Source organism: Achromobacter sp. D7-1, assembly GCF_059760445.1.
Window position 1 is genome coordinate 54,138 of sequence record NZ_JCBAMT010000006.1, and the last position, 16,399, is coordinate 70,536.

The following is a 16,399-nucleotide window of genomic DNA, read 5'->3' on the forward strand; positions in this document are numbered from 1 at the left end:
GTCCGTGGATTAGCGTTGCAGGATGGCGGAAAAGGGCAGGGCGAACTGGTGCGCGAAGGCCAGCAGCAGGGCATCGCTGCCAGGCGCGCCGACCGCTTGCACGCAGACGGGGCGGCCCAGCGCGTCGATGCCGACGGGCAGTACCAGCGCGGGCAGGCCCAGATAGTTGAGGTAGGCGTGGTGGCGATGCAGCGCCGCGAGCACGCGCGGCTCGAAAGCAGGGCTGCTGGTGGTGACCGCCGAGCGGTCCGGCACCCCTTGCGGCAGGCAGGGCGTGAGCAGCAGGTCCGCATCGGCGAGATACGTGGCCACGAACGCGGCGCGCGACAACGCGATTTGAGACAGGGCATGCCGATACCAGATCGCCGGCATGGCCCAACCAGGCAGCGCGATGGCCTGGGTGGCGGGCGCCAGCGACGCAAACTCGCGGCGCACGCTGCCGGCGAGCGTGGCAGCAGCCTCCGCGTGCAGCACGATCTGCGCCAGGCGGTTGAGGCGGTCCAGATCGGGCCCCGCTTGGGCATCGATCCGCGCCGAATCCCGCAATCGCTGTTCGAAGCACGCCATCGCCGCGCCCACGTCGGCGCGCGCGCCGGCGGTCGCGAGCGTGGACGCCACCCGCCAGCGCCGGGGCCTGGAAAGTTCCTGTTCGATACCCGCCGCATCCGTGGGCAGCGCCGGCGCGACCGTCGCCGATGGCAGCAACGCGACATAGACGCAGGCGGCGTCCAGCGCGTCTCGGCCGATCACCCCCACCGTGTCCAGCGTCGGCGCCAAGGCCGCCACGCCGTCCGCCGGGATCACCCCTTGGGTCGGCTTGAGCCCCACCAGGCCGCAGGTAGCCGCCGGCATCCGCACCGAGCCGGCCGTGTCGGTGCCGAGCGAGGCGGGCACCAGGCCGGCCGCCACCGCCACCGCACAGCCGCTGGAAGAGCCGCCCACCGCGGCGGCGGGATCAAGCGGATTGACCAGGGCCGGGCCATGCGGATTCTCGGCCGTGGCCCCGCAGGCGTGCTCGGCCATCGCCAGGGCGCCGAGATTGAGCGCGCCCTGGTCCTGCAAGCGCCGCAGTACGGTCGCCATCGGTCCCGGCGCATCGTCGCGCAACGGCCGGCCACGGCCAGGCGCATGCGCGCCGGTCTCGAATGCATCCTTGTGCGCGAGCGCCACACCTTCCAGCAAACCGCCGGACCGACCGGCAGGCGGGCAGGGCTGATAGATGCGCGTGGCGCAGTGCAGCTCAGCCGCGCTGCGCTCGAACGTGGCGGCCTGCGCCGAAACCAGCTCGGCGCGCTCGCCCGGCGTGGCCTGCTCATAGCGCCTGCGCATGTCGCCGATGGAAAGATGAGCGCGGAGGTCAGGCATCCTCATCCCCGCAATTCGCGATATCCGCCTCGATAACGGAGAGGCGCAGCAAGCCGCGCGCGACCGCCGCTTGGGTTTCGGCGGGCACCGTCAGGCCATGGGTACTGCACACCAGGGCCACCCAGGCCTGCCACGCCTGCTTGGACGAGTCTTCCATGCTCATTACCTCCTGCCGCACTTTGCTCGGTAAAATAAAAGTCTAGTCTCATAAATATATTTATATAAGTCAAGAAAATACTATGCTGTGGATGAATTTTCTTTATCCCCTGACCGGAGTCCGCCATGAAAGCCGCTGAGCGCATCCGCCTGTCCGTCGAAGAGTCGATCCGCGACGGCAGCCTGTTGCCGGGAGACCCCGTCGACGAACAGATGCTGATGCAGACCTACGATGTCTCGCGCACGCCGGTGCGCGAGGCGCTGCTGCAACTGCAGGCGCAGGGGCTGGTGGCCAGCCTGCCGCGCGGCGGCATGGTGGTGGCCAAGATGGATGTGGCTCAGCTGATGGCCATGTGGGAGCTATTGGCCGAACTGGAGGGGATCGGCGCGCGCCTGGCTTGCGAACGCATGACGCCCGCGGAACGCGATGAACTGGCGGTCATCCATGAGCGCGCCGCCGCGGTGGTGCGGCGCGAGGACACCGACGCCTGGCAGGAGCACAACCGGCGGTTTCACGATGCGTTGTACATGGGCGCCCGCAATCCCTATCTACGCCAGGAGATCCTGCGCATGCGCTCGCGCACGGGCGCCTACCGGCTCCACGCCTTCTCCGCCTTCGGCCGCCTTGCGTCGTCGTGGGAGCAGCACGGCCAGTTGCTCGAGGCGATCCAGGCGCAGGACTCGGCCCGCGCGGCCGCGATCATGACGCTGCACATGAGCCCCGGGCAAGGGTCGATCAGCTTTGCTTCCTTTGTTGCCGCATTGCCCAAGAACCTGCTGGCGTGACGATCCGGCATCAGGACAAGACTCGTCCCGCGCACGGACAATGCGGGTAAATCCTCATTATTGTATTTTTTCAAAATGGCAAAATATATTTATAGCAGCCGAAAACATCTGCTCGCGTGACCTTGCCCCGGTATCGGCGGGCTAGGGCGCACCCCTGATCCGCTCCACCGAGGAACCCGCTATGGATGCTGTTTCACCGCAACCCCTCTCCGCACCGCCACAAGACGCCGCGTCGGCCGCCGCCGATCCAGGCCTGATGCACCGCAAGGTCGCCTGGCGACTCATCCCTTTCCTGATATTCCTGTTCCTGCTGGCATGGATCGACCGCGTCAATGTCGGCTTCGCCAAGTTGCAGATGCTGCAGGACCTGCGCTTCAGCGAGGCCGTGTACGGCCTGGGGGCGGGCATCTTCTTTATCGGCTACTTCATCTTCGAGGTGCCCAGCAACCTGCTGCTGCAGCGCATCGGCGCGCGCAAGACCCTGGCCCGCATCACCATAATGTGGGGCCTGACGTCGATGGCGATGGCATTCGTCACCACGCCGACTTCCTTCTACGTCTTGCGCTTTCTGCTCGGCGCCTTCGAAGCCGGCTTTTTCCCCGGGGTGATGCTCTATCTGACGTACTGGATTCCCGCCAGCCGGCGAGGGCGCATCAATGGCTGGTTCATGACGTCGTTCGGGCTGGCCGGCATCGTGGGCGGGCCGATAGCGGGTCTCATCATGAGCGGCATGGACGGCGTGGCCCCGCTGCGCAACTGGCAATGGCTGTTCGTGTTGGAAGGCATTCCGTCCGTGATCGCCGGGATGGTGGTGCTGGCGTATCTGCCGGACCGCCCCCAGCAGGCGCGCTGGCTCAGCGCGGCGGAAAAGGCCGCGCTCACGGCTGAACTGGACAGCGAGCGCCTGGATCCCGCCAAGCACGCCAGCTTCGCTCAGGCCTTGCGCTTGCCGGCGTTGTGGCTGTGTACCGCCGCCTACTTCTGCATCGTCGGCGGCAACGCGACGCTGGCGTTCTGGATGCCCTCGATCGTGCGCGAACTGGGCGTGCAAGGCACCCTGAACATCGGGTTGCTGTCGGCCATTCCCTTCATACTGGGCACCGCCGCGATGGTGATCAACGGCATGCATTCCGATTCCACCCGCGAACGCCGGCTGCATTGCGCGGGCGCCACCCTGGTCGGCGCGCTGGGCCTGTCCTTGACCGGCGCCTATATCGGCAGTCCGGTATTGGCGATGGCATCCTTGAGCATCGCCGCCATCGGCGTGCTGGGCGCCTTCCCGGTGTTCTGGGCCATCCCGGCAGCATTCCTGACCGGCACCGCCGCGGCCGGCGGCATCGCCTTCATCAATTCGGTGGGCAACCTGGCGGGCTTCGCCACGCCTTTCATGATGGGCTGGCTCAAGGAATGGACGGGCGGCGTCGCCGCCGGGCTGTACGTTGTGGCCGGCATGCAGCTCGTCGCCACGGCGGTCGTCGCGCTGACGATGCGCAGGCTGGCGGTCTAGGCCGGCACGGCTCCAGGCGGAATGACTCCGGCGAGCCCGCCGGAGTATTGTTCATGGACAGCCGCCATGGCGGGAGCACATCATGCACGACAACCTAGCACTCGAGCCCGGCACCTCCCAGCTCGGCAACTTGCTGCAATTCCTGGCCTGGATCGCCGAGCGGCCGCGCACCTATGCGCAGACCATGGACGCCTGGCGCAGTTCTTGCCCGCGTCTGTCCGCCTGGGAAGACGCAACCGCCAATGGGCTGGTCGACATGTCCCGGGACCGGGAAGAAGCGCATACCGAACCGGTCGTCATCCTGACGCAGAAAGGGCGGACGCTGCTGGCGTCGGCCAGCGGCTCCACCCGTTCCTGATATGCGGGGCGGCGGCGCCTCCAGGGGGCCTAACTTTCACTTACACCTAAGCCTGGACCCAATGTAACGATGTGGTTTTTTTTGCGGATTTCGTCGAAAAAAACCACTGATTCGTCGAAAAAAAGTTGCACCCAGCGCGCACCCTGCGGATTCTAGTGGCGAAACTTTGCCAGTTACTACTGAGCGCGCCCCCGGGCATCCGGGCGGCCTTCGCGCTCAGGCCAACAGAATCCGCGAATCGATGAAGCCCATCTCTTTCCCCGTGCGCAACCCCGGCCTGCCTTTCCCTCTGCTGCGCCAGAACACCCTGCGATTGGCCGTGGTGTCGGCGCTGGGCGCCTGCGCCTGGGGCGCGACGGGCAGCGCGCAGGCCGGCTACGCCTGTGCCGGCGGCCCTTCGCTGAATGTGTCGTCGGGAAACTACCCAAGCGCCCAGGCCATCTGCGAAGGCGATAGCGGGGTGGACCACAACGACGAGAAGGACGGCCAGAACGGGCCCGACGTGTCCGTCACCTCATCGGGCAGTTACAACACCGACGCGAATCAGACCCGGCTGAACCCGCTTGGCGTGGTCACGGCCCTATCGCGCGGCGGCGACGGCGTGGACGAAGGCACCGCGGGTGACGGCGGCAACGTCACCGTGTCCAGCAGCGGCGACGTCGCGCTCAACGGCACGGCGCTCAGCAACTTCAACAGCCTGATCATGGCGGTATCGTCCGGCGGGATCGGCGACCCCGCCAACGACAACAACGACTCCAACGGCGGCCACGGGGGCCTGGGCCAGACCGTCACCGTGACCAACTCCGGCAACCTGACGATGTCGGGTTCCTTGCCCACGCCGCGCCAGGGCCTATACGGCATCAATGCCCGCGCCTTGGGCGGGGCGGGCGGCGACCAGAACGACCCGACGCTGGAATACGGCGAGCAGGTGGGCGGCAATGGCGGCAACGCCAGCACGGTCACGGTCAGCAATACCGGCGCCATCAACCTGGGCAGCAGCGCGGCGCGCCTGCGCACCTATGCCAACGGCGCCGCCATCTACGCGAATTCCGTGGGCGGCATGGGCGGCTACAACAACGGCAATGCCGGCACCGGCGGCACGGTGCAGGTGACGCACCAGGGCCAGGCCTACAGCTACTGGCAGGTCTACGACAGCGCCACGGTCTTTGGCATCTATGCGCAGAGCATCGGCGGCGACGGCACGGCCTCGACCGACAACAGCGACAACGGCGGCAACGGCGGCGGCACGTCGGACAGCTGGACCCAGAAGGTGACGGTGGACGTCAATGGCTCGGTGCTGCTGGATGTGGCCGGTTCGGCCGCTGGCGCTACCATCGAAGGCGCGGGCGTCGCTGCCCGCGCCATAGGCGGCAAAGGCGGCATGGGTCCCGACAAGGACCACTCGGGCGGCAATGGCGGCGCGGGCGGAAGCGTCGCCATCAATCTCTATCAGGGCGCCAGCGTCGCCACCCGCGGCGACAACCTGCCCGGCCTGGCGGCGCAAAGCCTGGGCGGACAGGGCGGCGATGGCACCGACAGCACCGCGCTGGCCGGGCAGGGCGGCGGCGGCGGGTTTGGCGGCAACGCCAGCGCTGTCAACGTCGTAGCCGCGAGCGGCAGCGCCATCAGCACCACAGGCAGTTTTGCGACAGGCATCGTGGCGCAATCGATCGGCGGCGGCGGCGGCACCGGCAGCGACTTCGTCTCGGTGCTGGGAGGCCAGGGCGGCAACGGCGGTAATGGCGGCAACGCCGGCACGGTGACCGCCACGACCGGCGGAACCATCACGACCAGCGGCGACCACGCCTACGGCGTGCTGGCCCAGTCCATCGCCGGCAGCGGCGGCGCGGGCGGCGCGGACACGGCCGAACTGGTTTCGCTGGGCGGAGACGGCGCGGGCGGCGGCGCGGCCAGCCAGGTCACCCTGAACAACACGGGCTCCATCGCCACGTCGGGCTACAACTCGCACGGCATGATCGGCCAGTCCATCGGCGGCGGCGGCGGGGCCTCCGGCAGCGCCACTGGCCTGCTCAGCGTGGGCGGCAGTTCGGCCGGGGCCACCGGTTCATCCGGCAGCACGGTGGTGCTCGGCAACACCGGCTCCATCACGACGGCCGGCAACGCCGCCATCGGCATGGTGGCCCAGTCCATCGGCGGCGGCGGCGGCAGCGGCGGCGACAGTATCGGCGTGTTGGGCGTGGGCGGCGGCGGCGCCGGCGGCGGCGCGGGCGGCAACGTGATCATCCAGGATCTGGGTTCTATCCAGACGGCCGGCCAATTCGGCGCAGGCGTGCTGGCCCAGTCGGTGGGCGGGGGCGGCGGCAACGGCGGCGACACCTTCACCGCATCGGTCGGGGTGTCGGTGGCGATCGGCGGCAGCGCCAGCGGCGGCGGCGACGGCGGCTCGGTCTGCATGAGCAATCAGGGCGGCTGCGACGGCACGTTGACGTATTCGACATCGAACATCGCCACTCACGGCAACTATGCGCCGGGCATCATCGCGCAGAGCGTCGGCGGCGGCGGCGGCACCGGCGGCAGCGTCAAGAACGCCAGCGTGGCCTCGTTCGCCGCGCTGCAACTGGGCGGCAGCGGCGGCGGCGGGGGCAAGGCCGCCGAGGTCAAGGTGGGCTACAGCAACCTCAACATCAGCACCGGCGGCGCCCACTCGGCCGGCATCCTGGCCCAATCGATAGGCGGAGGCGGCGGCAACGGCGGCGATGCCAGCTACTACGACGTCACCGTGGGCTTCAACGCGGCCGTGGTGCTGGGCGGCAGCGGCGGTTCGGGCGGCACCGGCTATTCCTCCATCGTGAACCTCAGCAGCTCCCATGTCGCCACGGGTATGGACTACGCCAGCCCGGGCATCGCCCCGGACACCTACGCGCCCAACGATTCGTTCGGCATCCTGGCGCAGACCATAGGAGGCGGCGGCGGCAACGGCGGCAGCTCCAGCGCCAGCGATCTGGTGCTGGCGGTGCCCACCGGCGAGGGCGCGTCGCTGGCGTTCAACTTCGAAGCCGCGGTGGGCGGCAGCGGCGGGGCGGGCAGCGACGCCTGCCCGCCCGGAGATGCAGCCTGCGTCACGCAGGTCAACCTCAGCAACGGCTCCACGGTCGTCACGCTGGGCGACGGCTCCCATGCGGTGATGGCACAGTCGGTAGGCGGAGGCGGCGGCAACGGCGGCGATTCATCCGTGCTGTCCACGGTGCTGGGCGATGAAACCACGATCTCGCTGTCCGCCGGCATGACCTTGGGCGGCTCCGGCTCCGGCGGCGGCAACGGCGGCGCGGTCAGCGTGGGCCTGGGCGACGCCAACGGCGCCTATGCCGGCTTGCCCCCATCGCTGTTGACGCCGCCGGGCGTACGCGTGCCGCCGGTGTCCACCATCGTGACCTATGGCGATTACGCCAATGGCGTGCTGGCGCAATCCATAGGCGGGGGCGGCGGCAATGGCGGGGTGGGCAGCAGCAACGCCTACACGCATGGCGGCCCCACCAACGTCAAGCTGACCCTGGCCCTGGGCGGCACTAGCGGGGCAGGCGGGACCGGCGGCAAGGTGGACGTGACGCTGAACCCCAACTACACCATCCGCACGCTGGGCTCGGGTTCGCGCGGCATTGTGGCGCAGTCCATCGGCGGCGGCGGCGGAGCCTCGCAGGGTGGCACGCTGAACGTGGCCGGCAGCGCCGAAGACCGGCCATCCGCCCGCTTGCAGGTGGGCCTGGGCGCCACCGGGGGCTCGGGCGCCACGGGCGGCGACATCAATGCAACTTTGCAAGGCGCGATCCGCACCGAAGGCGGCGACGCCGATGGCGTCCTGCTGCAATCGATCGGCGGCGGTGGCGGACTGGGCGGGTCGTTGGGCGCCGACGCCTCGTCCTATCCCATCCTGGACCGGATCGGCAACCACAGCGACAACAAGGAACGGCTCGACGACGAAAACAGCACCTACCAATTCGGCGTGGACGTGGGCGGTACCGGCGGCACGGGCGGCCATGGCGGCAATGTCAGCGTTAACTACGCGGGCAAGATCGCCACCGCCGGCGACTGGGCCGACGGTCTGGTGGCCCAATCGATAGGCGGGGGCGGCGGGGTAGGCGGATCCTCCAGCGCCTCGGGCAGCAAGATCAAGGCCAACGCCATCATCGGCGTGGGCGGCAGCGGCGGCGCCGGCGGCGACGGCGGCAACCTGAGCGTCTCCTTCGACGACGACCATGGCAACAGCATTTCGACTGCGGGCTACAACGCCTATGGCGTGCTGCTGCAATCCATAGGCGGAGGCGGCGGGCAGGGCGGCGACGGCTCGGACCAGGCACAGGGCACCATCACCGTCGGCGCCTCGTTTGGCGGCACCGGCGGCGTGGCCGGCAACGGCGGCAGCATCCTGACCTCCGGCGGGGGCGGATGGCTGAACGTCCAGACCTCGGGCGACGACGCGCCGGCGCTGGCGATGCAGTCCATCGGCGGCGGCGGTGGCACGGCGGGCGCGGGCAACAGCAGCTCCAAGCTGCAGCAAAACAGCCATTCCATGAGCGTCTCGGTGGGCGGCAGCGGCGGCTTGGCCGGTTCGGGCGGCGCCATTAACGTCGCCACCGGCATCGCCGCCACCACGCAAGGCGCGCGCGCCTATGGCGTGCTGGCGCAATCGATCGGCGGCGGCGGCGGCCTGGGCGGCGCGGGCGACGCCAGCAACCTGACCGGCGTGTCGCTGGGCGGGCGCGGCGGCGCAGCCGGCGACGGCGGGGCCGTGACCTTGACCTTGAATGCCGGCGGCCACATCAGCACCAGCGGCGCGGGCTCGCATGGCGTGATCGCGCAGTCCATCGGCGGCGGCGGAGGTATCGCGGGCGACATCAGCAAGGGGCTGCAACTGGGCTCGGGCGCTTGGACCCCGGGCAGCGGCCAGACGGGCGGCAGCGGCAGCGGCGGCACGCTCAACCTCAATGTCGCCAGTAACATCACGACCCAAGGCGACTACGCCTACGGCGTGATCGCCCAATCCATCGGCGGCGGGGGCGGGCTCGGCGGCAACGCCGCCGGCGGTTTCGCGGGCAGCACGGCGGGAGCTGGCAGCACGGGTTCGGGCGGGAACGTCACGGTGACGCAGAGCGGCAGCATCGCCGCCACCGGCGCCGGCGCCACCGGCATCTTTGCGCAAAGCGCGGGGCCGCAGGGCTCGGGGCAGGTCGCGGTCACCGTCAACGGTGCCGTCAGCGGCGGCAGCGGCGCGGGCGCCTATGGCGTCTGGATCGTGGGAGACAAGCAGAACACGCTGACCGTGGGCACGGCGGGCACGATCACGGCCGGCTCCGGCGGCAGCGCGGTGCGCTATGACGGCGCGTCCTTGCAGCAAGCAAAGACCGCAAGCTTCCTCGCCAGCCCCTCCGGCGCCAACCTCGCCATCAACAATGCGGGGACCGTCCTCGGCAACATCGAATGCGGCAGCGGCGCGGGCGGCATCGCCTGCAATGTCTGGAACGCTGCCACCGGCACCCTGAGCGACGCCACGCTCTATCAGGCCAACATCGACAACGCGGGCCTGGTGGCCATCGGCCGGTCCGGCGCGTTCGACAACCTGACGGTGGCGGGAAACTTCAATCTGCAAGCCGGCGGCATCCTGCAGGCGGACGTGGACTTCGCCAACCTCAAATCCCCGCGCATGGTGGTGCAGGGCGATACCCGCCTGGACGGCCAGGTAAATGTGCAGCCGATCACGCTGCTGCCCGATTACGAAGTCACCGTGGCGACGCTGCAAGGCGACGTCCAGGGCAGCCCCGCGGCCAAAGACAGTCCGGTGATCGACTACGACGCCAGGCTGGACGGCAAGGACGTGCGCGTGCGCGCGGTGCAGGCCGACTTCGCCGCGCCGTCCATGCAGCTGGCGGCCAACCAGCGCTCGGTGGCGCGGCATATGCAGGGCGCCTGGAACCTGGGCGGCAATGCCGCCATGGCGTCCTTGTTCGCGGCGCTGGACATGGCCTCCAGGGAAAGCGCCGACACCTATTCGAACCGGCTGTCGGACCTGTCGGCGGGCGTCACCGTGGCGCCCGCCGCACAGATGCAGGCCAGCATGGCGCGTTTTACCGGTGCCATGATGTCGTGCCCGGCGTTCCAGGGCGGCGACGCGCTGACCGGCGAGCAGGATTGCCTCTGGGGCCAGGTGTCCGGCATCAATACCAACCAGGATGGCGACGGCGGGGTCTCCGGCTTTTCGTTCGATGGCGTCACCTATCAGTTCGGCGGCCAGCGCCAGGTAAAGCCGGGCTGGTTCCTGGGCGGCTCCGTCGCCTATCAGAACAGCCACCTGAGCGGCGACGACGGACGGGTCAGCGGCAAGGGCGACAGCGGCTACGCCGGCGTGGTGCTCAAGCGCGAAACCGGACCCTGGACCTTGTCCGCGGCCCTGGGCGGCGGCTATGGCCAGTACGACATCGACCGCAGCATCCGCATCCCCGGCATGCAGAGCACGGCCAACTCGGACCTGGACGTCTATGGCGCGGCCTTGCGCCTGCGCATCGCCCGCACCTACGCCGCGGAACACGTTTATCTGAAACCCTATGTGGACCTGGACGCGTCCTACACCCACATGCCCGGCTACAGCGAATCCCGCAACGCCCTGCATCTGGACGTGGAAAGCAGCAACCAGTTCGTCATGGCCCTGTCGCCGACGCTGGAGCTGGGCGGCAAAGTGGCGCTGAAGAACGGCGCCACCATGCGCCCCTACATGTATGGCGGCGTGTCGTTCCTGTCCAAGGACGAATACACGGTCAAGGCGCAATTGCAGGGCGCGCCGGCCGGCTCGGGCGCCTTCGAGACCTCGGTGCCCATGGACGACGTCATCGGCCGCGTCGGCGCGGGGCTGCAGGTGTCGAACGCGGGCGGCATCGACTTCCGGCTGCAGTACGACGGCGACTTTTCGTCCCACATACAAAGCCACCGCGGCACCTTGAAGGTGATGGTGCCGTTCTGAGGGCATAAGGCGGCAGACTTCAAGAAGCTTGAGTGCTCGCTGCCGCCAGTTCGATACTGCGAACGGTTCTTGGTATCATTTAGGCCAATTGGCCGCCGGCGCTATCGCCCGGCAGGCCGCCGTTCCGTGTCATCGCGCTGCCTATCGGGGCGTTCGAGCATGTCCAACCCCCTACAGCCGCTACAGCTACTCTGCGAAAACCATTACGAATGGCTCTGCCAATGGTGGCGGCATCGCCTCGGCCATGGCGATGAGGCATCCGACTTCGCGCACGACACCTTTCTGCGCGTGCTGCGCAATCCGGAAGAAGTCCGCACGCTGCGCCAGCCCAGGGCCTATCTGACGACCATCGCCCGGGGGCTGCTCAACGATCACTGGCGCCGCCGCTCGCTGGAACGCGCCTGGCTCGAGGCCATGGCCGCGCTGCCGCCGGAATTGGAGGCTACGCCCGAGATGCTGCTGGGCGTGCAGCAGGCGCTGCAACAGCTGGACCGCATGCTCGGTAACCTTGCGCCGCAGGCGCGCGAGGTGTTCGTCCTGTCGCAGCTGGAAGGTCTCACCTACGTCGAGATCGCCGCGCGCACCGGCCTGAGCGACCGTACGGTAAAGCGCTACATGGCCCAAGGCTTCGAAATCTGCCTGACCATGCTGGACTCCTGACAAATGGACGCGACAGGATCCAAGCCGATCGATGCCTCGGTCATTCGGGAAGCCGCCCGCTGGCTGGTGCGCCTGCACTCCGGCGAGGCCGGGCCGGCCGATCATGCAGCCTTTGAACGCTGGCGCCATGGCAATCCCGAGCGCGAGCTTGCCTGGCAGCGGGCGCAGCGCCTGATGCAGCAATTCGACGCCGTGCCGGCCTCGGTAGGCGTGCCGCTCTTGACGCGTGCGCCGCAAGTCAGCCGGCGCACGGTGCTGCGCACCCTGGCAGCGCTGGGGCTGACGCTGCCGCCCGCCGCCTTGCTGGCCTATCGCATGAATACGCAGCCGGCGGGCGCCTATCACACGGCGGTGGGCGAAAGCCAGGATCTGCACCTGGCCGACGGCAGCCAGGTTCACCTGAATACCGACACGGCCATGGACGTGCGCTATTCCGACGAAACACGCCTGCTGCAGTTGCGCGGCGGCGAAGTCTATGTGCGCACGGCCGCCGACCCGTCGGGCAGGGCGCGGCCCTTTATCGTGGAGACGCCCCAGGGCCGCTTGCGCGCCTTGGGTACCCGCTTTGTGGTGCGGCAACTGGATGACGGCGACGCCCTGACCGAACTGGCCGTACTGGAGCACCGCGTCGCCGTGAACCTCAGGAACGGCAGTCCGGAACGGATCTTCAACGCCGGCGAGTCGGTCCGCTTCACCTCCGATGCCTTCCTGCCCAGCGCGCCCGCCGGATCGGAGTCGCCCGGATGGACGCGCGGCGTCATCGAAGCCGACAACATGCGACTGGACATGCTGCTGGCCGAGGTATCGCGCTACCGGCGCGGCATGGTGCGTTGCGATCCGGCGGTGGGCAGCCTGCGGGTGTCCGGTGTGTTCCGCCTGCAAGACACCGACGCGCTACTCGCCGTTGTGGCCAAGACGCTGGACCTGCGCGTCGTGGCGCGCACGTCCTACTGGGTCACGCTGACGCGCTGACGCGTCGCCAGTCCGTCCAGGTTTCACTTATTTACAACTTTGCCGCATCGTGGTTGTCCCTTTCCCCCGGCCTCATCCGGCATACCGCGCATTGATGACCTGTAGGGATGTGACCAAGTGGCAGTCGAAGACCAAACCCAAACCCGCGTCCTGCGGCTAGCCGGATTGACGCTGAGCCTGGCGGCCGCGTTCGCCGCGGCGCCGCCCGCGGCAGCCCAAAGCGCGGCTCCGTCCGCAATGCATGACTATCGCATCCCGGCAGGTCCCTTGGACCAGGCGCTTTCCGCCTTCGCCAAGGCGGGCGGCATCACGCTTTCCTTCCGGCCCGAGGACACCGGCGGGCTGCGGACCCAGGGCCTGGATGGCAGCTACGGCGTGGAGTCCGGGTTGGCCCAGCTGCTGTCCGGCACCGGCCTGGTGGCGGTGGAGCAGGGCGGCCAGGGGTACGTGGTGCGCGCGCCGGCCCCCGCGGCCAAGGCCATACCAGCAGGCAACGCCAACACACTGGAGTCGATCCAGGTCAGCGGCGACTGGCTGGGCACCGGCCTGGAAAACAGCGTGCAGACCTTCGGCGGCGCCCGCACGCTGGTCAAGCGCGACGAAATCCAGAACAGCGGCGCCACCAGCGTGGCCGACGTGCTGCGCCGCGTGCCCGGCGTGCAGATCAGCGGCAGCACCAGCGCCAGCGGCAGTTCGGTAGGCCTGCATGTCGGCATCCGCGGCCTGAATCCGCGCAATTCGTTTCGCACCACCATGCTGCTGGACGGCATCCCCATGGCCATGGCCCCTTACGGCCAGCCGAACCTGGTGATGTCGCCGACCAGCCTGGGCAATATCGAGGCCATCGACGTGGTGCGCGGCGGCGGGGCGGTGCGCTATGGCCCGCAGAACGTGGGCGGCGTGATCAACTTCAAGACCCGCTCGATTCCGACTACCCCCGGACTCACCGCCGAGGCTTCCGCCCGCTACAACATCTTCAGTCAGGGCGGCACCAACACCCAGTACACCGGCTTCATGGGCACGCAGTTCGAGAACGGCCTGGGCGTGGCGCTGATGTACTCCGGCATGGACGGCGAACAATGGCGCGATGCCAGCCACGACCGCTACAACGACGTGGCGCTGAAGTGGCGCTATGAGCTGACGCCGACCTCGGAAATCTACGGCAAGTTCGCGCACTACGACGTCAAGTCCATGACGCCCGGCGGCCTGACCGTGGCGCAGTACCGCGATGATCCGTTCCAGAACACCCATCCCACCGACTACTGGAAAGGCCAGCGCGACCAGGTCGACATCGGCTACCTGAACTCCATCTCGGACACCCAGGAGTTCGAGGCCCGCGTCTATCACTACGACAGCTCGCGCCAGAGTTCGCTGATCAACACCACGGCGGGACGCAACGACTACCAGCCGCGCAACAACCAGGTGCTGGGCATAGAGCCGCGCTACACGCAGCGCCTGGAATGGGGCCCGACCACGCACGACGTGACCATCGGCTATCGCTACATCCACGAAACCGGCCAGGACCGGCGCTATTCGGAGTCGCTGGCTACCGGCCAGCGCGTCGGCGTCGCCCAGGTCTTCGACAACAAGACCGAAGCGCACTCCATCTACCTGGACGACCGCATCGCCTACGGCAAATGGCGCGTGACGCCCGGCGTGCGCTATGAACACATCCGCACCAACCGCCAGCCCAGCGGCACCGCCAACGACACACCGTTCGACCTGCGCAACAGCCGCGGCCTGCCGTCACTGAACGTGGCCTACCTGGTCGACGACGCGCTGACGCTCTATACCAACTACAACACCTCGTTCGGCGCGGTGCAGTACACGCAGCTGAACTCGATGTCGGCGTCCAACCCGCTCAGCCCCGAAGTCGCCAAGACCATCGAAGCCGGCCTGCGCTACTCCGGCGAACAGACCCACACCGAATTCACGGTCTTCGATCTGCGCTTCGACAACCAGATCCTGTCGATCCCCGGCACCAATCCGGCCGTGTTCCGCAATCTGGGCGCCACCACCCACAACGGCGTCGAATTCGCCATCGACTACGACTTCGACAAGTCCGGACCGCTCGCCGGCCTGAATCTCTACGCCAACTACACCTACGTACGCGCCATCCAGAAATCCGGCGAGTTCGAAGGCAACGACGTGCCGTTCTATTCGCGCCAGACCGGCACGCTGGGCGGCCGCTACACCCGCAACAACTGGACCTTCAACCTCTACACCACCGCGCAGAGCGGCCAATATTCGGACACGGCCAACACCGAAGACGAAAGCGCCGACGCGAGCGAAGGCCGGGTGCCGGGCTTCAGCGTCTGGAACACGCAGCTCAGCTACAAACTGCCGCAATGGAAGGGCAGCGAACTGGCCGTCGGCGTGAACAATCTGTTTGACCGGCGCTACTACACCCGCAACGTCGACACCAACGGCGGCCGCATGGTCGGCGCGCCGCGCATGGTCTACCTGCAGGCGCGCCTGGCGTACTGATGCCCAAGCGCATCTGGCTGCTATGCCATCGCTGGGTCGCGCTGAGCCTGGGCGGGATCCTGATCCTCTCCGGGTTCAGCGGCGCCTTTCTGGTGGCTGCCCGGCCGCTGGACAAACTGCTGCATCCGGAATTGTTCCGGGCCGAAAGCGCAGGCGCCGGCCAGCCGGCATCGTTCGAATCCTTGCGCCGCAATCTGGCCGCCGGGTTCGGGCCGCAAGCCTCCTTCACCTTCCGTCCGCCGCGCGATCCGGGCGAAACCATGCAGGTCAGGGTGAGGGCGGCTGGCGCCTGGGACGGCACGGTCTATCTGGATCCGACCAGCGGCCGGGAGCAGGGCAGAAGGGCTGACGACGAAGGCATCGTCGCCCTGGTCTATAAGCTGCACAGCGCCCTGATGCTGGAACAGACCGGCAAAGCCATACTGGCCTGGACGGCGCTGGCCTATCTGGTCCTGACGGTATCCGGCCTGATCGTCTGGTGGCCGCGCAAATGGCCGCCGTCCTTGCGCATGGCGTTCGATAAGGGCACGTTGCGCGCCTTGTTCGACCTGCACCGCAACGGCGGCGCCATCCTGGCGCTTGCGTTAGCCGTGTGCATGGCCAGCGGCGCCTACATGGCCTGGCGTCCGATAGGCGGCTGGATCACGCTGGCCAGCGGCCAGACCGCGGTCGTCGCACCCAAGCTGCCGACGCAGCCCGCAGGCGCCATCCAGCCTCGGTCCCTGGACGAACTGGCCGCCGCCGCCCAGGCGGCATTTCCGGACGGCTCGATAGGCTACTTTCTTTACACCCCGCGCACCGACCGGCCCTTGGCCATCCGCATGAGCGTGCCGGACGATCCGCATCCCAACGGACGGTCCACCGTCTGGCTCGACCCGCGCGACGGCAAGGTGCTGGCGGCGCAGCGCTGGAACGAACTCGATCCGGGCGCGCGGATCAATTCCGTGCTTTATCCGCTGCACACGGGGGAGTTGGGCGGCGTTGCGGGCGAAATCGTCGTGGCATTGCTGGGCCTGGGCCTGGGAACATTGGGCATCAGCGGGGTGTGGCTCTGGTGGCGCAGGAGGTCGTTGAGACGGCATGCCCCGTCAAGGCCTGGGCAGCGAGGTATTCAACAATCCTGATGTCGTCCTCGCCG

At 68.3% G+C, this 16,399-nt stretch carries 10 protein-coding genes; 8 read left to right on the forward strand and 2 right to left on the reverse strand.

The genetic code is table 11. The annotated features are described in order from the left end of the window. Nucleotides 1–9: 9 nt before the first annotated feature. Together AC6LKD_RS04435 and AC6LKD_RS04440 are read right to left on the reverse strand one after the other, a co-directional pair. Nucleotides 10–1,365, reverse strand: coding sequence for an amidase (locus tag AC6LKD_RS04435; protein WP_498115268.1), 1,356 nt, complete (start codon nucleotides 1,363–1,365; stop codon nucleotides 10–12). Then, nucleotides 1,358–1,522 (reverse strand): hypothetical protein, encoded by a 165-nt coding sequence (locus AC6LKD_RS04440; RefSeq protein WP_013393799.1) that lies wholly within the window; start codon nucleotides 1,520–1,522, stop codon nucleotides 1,358–1,360. The genes AC6LKD_RS04435 and AC6LKD_RS04440 overlap by 8 nt, the downstream gene beginning before the upstream one ends. 125 nt (nucleotides 1,523–1,647) lie before the next feature. On the opposite strand from AC6LKD_RS04440, the gene AC6LKD_RS04445 reads away from it, so the two are divergent. The 8 genes from AC6LKD_RS04445 to AC6LKD_RS04480 all read left to right on the forward strand — a co-directional run bounded on the left by AC6LKD_RS04445 (nucleotide 1,648) and on the right by AC6LKD_RS04480 (nucleotide 16,385). Then, entirely contained in the window at nucleotides 1,648–2,307 is a 660-nt protein-coding gene (locus AC6LKD_RS04445; RefSeq protein ID WP_498115270.1) for a GntR family transcriptional regulator, read from the forward strand. A gap of 181 nt (nucleotides 2,308–2,488) precedes the next feature. After that, entirely contained in the window at nucleotides 2,489–3,814 is a 1,326-nt protein-coding gene (locus tag AC6LKD_RS04450) for an MFS transporter (RefSeq protein ID WP_013393797.1), read from the forward strand. An 82-nt stretch (nucleotides 3,815–3,896) separates the two neighbouring features. Then, entirely contained in the window at nucleotides 3,897–4,172 is a 276-nt protein-coding gene (locus AC6LKD_RS04455; RefSeq protein ID WP_498115272.1) for a hypothetical protein, read from the forward strand. Between the two features lie 241 nt (nucleotides 4,173–4,413). After that, the gene (locus AC6LKD_RS04460) at nucleotides 4,414–11,142 is read left to right on the forward strand and encodes an autotransporter outer membrane beta-barrel domain-containing protein (protein WP_498115274.1); all 6,729 of its coding nucleotides are present in this window, start codon (nucleotides 4,414–4,416) and stop codon (nucleotides 11,140–11,142) included. Between the two features lie 159 nt (nucleotides 11,143–11,301). Further along, complete coding sequence (locus tag AC6LKD_RS04465) at nucleotides 11,302–11,802, forward strand: sigma-70 family RNA polymerase sigma factor (protein ID WP_013393794.1); 501 nt, start codon at nucleotides 11,302–11,304, stop codon at nucleotides 11,800–11,802. A gap of 3 nt (nucleotides 11,803–11,805) precedes the next feature. Then, complete coding sequence (locus tag AC6LKD_RS04470; protein ID WP_492275122.1) at nucleotides 11,806–12,774, forward strand: FecR domain-containing protein; 969 nt, start codon at nucleotides 11,806–11,808, stop codon at nucleotides 12,772–12,774. Nucleotides 12,775–12,891: 117 nt separating this feature from the next. Beyond that, nucleotides 12,892–15,261 carry a TonB-dependent siderophore receptor gene (locus AC6LKD_RS04475; protein WP_498115276.1) on the forward strand — a complete coding sequence of 790 codons (2,370 nt, stop codon included), beginning with the start codon at nucleotides 12,892–12,894 and terminating at the stop codon, nucleotides 15,259–15,261. Continuing rightward, nucleotides 15,261–16,385, forward strand: coding sequence for a PepSY-associated TM helix domain-containing protein (locus AC6LKD_RS04480; RefSeq protein WP_498115278.1), 1,125 nt, complete (start codon nucleotides 15,261–15,263; stop codon nucleotides 16,383–16,385). Before AC6LKD_RS04475 ends, AC6LKD_RS04480 begins: the two co-directional genes overlap by 1 nt. Nucleotides 16,386–16,399 lie beyond the last annotated feature (14 nt).

Bases quoted from the DNA above. Each gene is read 5' to 3' on its own strand.
- AC6LKD_RS04435 (WP_498115268.1), bottom strand. From the start codon at position 1,365: ATGCCTGACCTCCGCGCTCATCTTTCCATCGGCGACATGCGCAGGCGC.
- AC6LKD_RS04440 (WP_013393799.1), bottom strand. From the start codon at position 1,522: ATGGAAGACTCGTCCAAGCAGGCGTGGCAGGCCTGGGTGGCCCTGGTG.
- AC6LKD_RS04445 (WP_498115270.1), top strand. From the start codon at position 1,648: ATGAAAGCCGCTGAGCGCATCCGCCTGTCCGTCGAAGAGTCGATCCGC.
- AC6LKD_RS04450 (WP_013393797.1), top strand. From the start codon at position 2,489: ATGGATGCTGTTTCACCGCAACCCCTCTCCGCACCGCCACAAGACGCC.
- AC6LKD_RS04455 (WP_498115272.1), top strand. From the start codon at position 3,897: ATGCACGACAACCTAGCACTCGAGCCCGGCACCTCCCAGCTCGGCAAC.
- AC6LKD_RS04460 (WP_498115274.1), top strand. From the start codon at position 4,414: ATGAAGCCCATCTCTTTCCCCGTGCGCAACCCCGGCCTGCCTTTCCCT.
- AC6LKD_RS04465 (WP_013393794.1), top strand. From the start codon at position 11,302: ATGTCCAACCCCCTACAGCCGCTACAGCTACTCTGCGAAAACCATTAC.
- AC6LKD_RS04470 (WP_492275122.1), top strand. From the start codon at position 11,806: ATGGACGCGACAGGATCCAAGCCGATCGATGCCTCGGTCATTCGGGAA.
- AC6LKD_RS04480 (WP_498115278.1), top strand. From the start codon at position 15,261: ATGCCCAAGCGCATCTGGCTGCTATGCCATCGCTGGGTCGCGCTGAGC.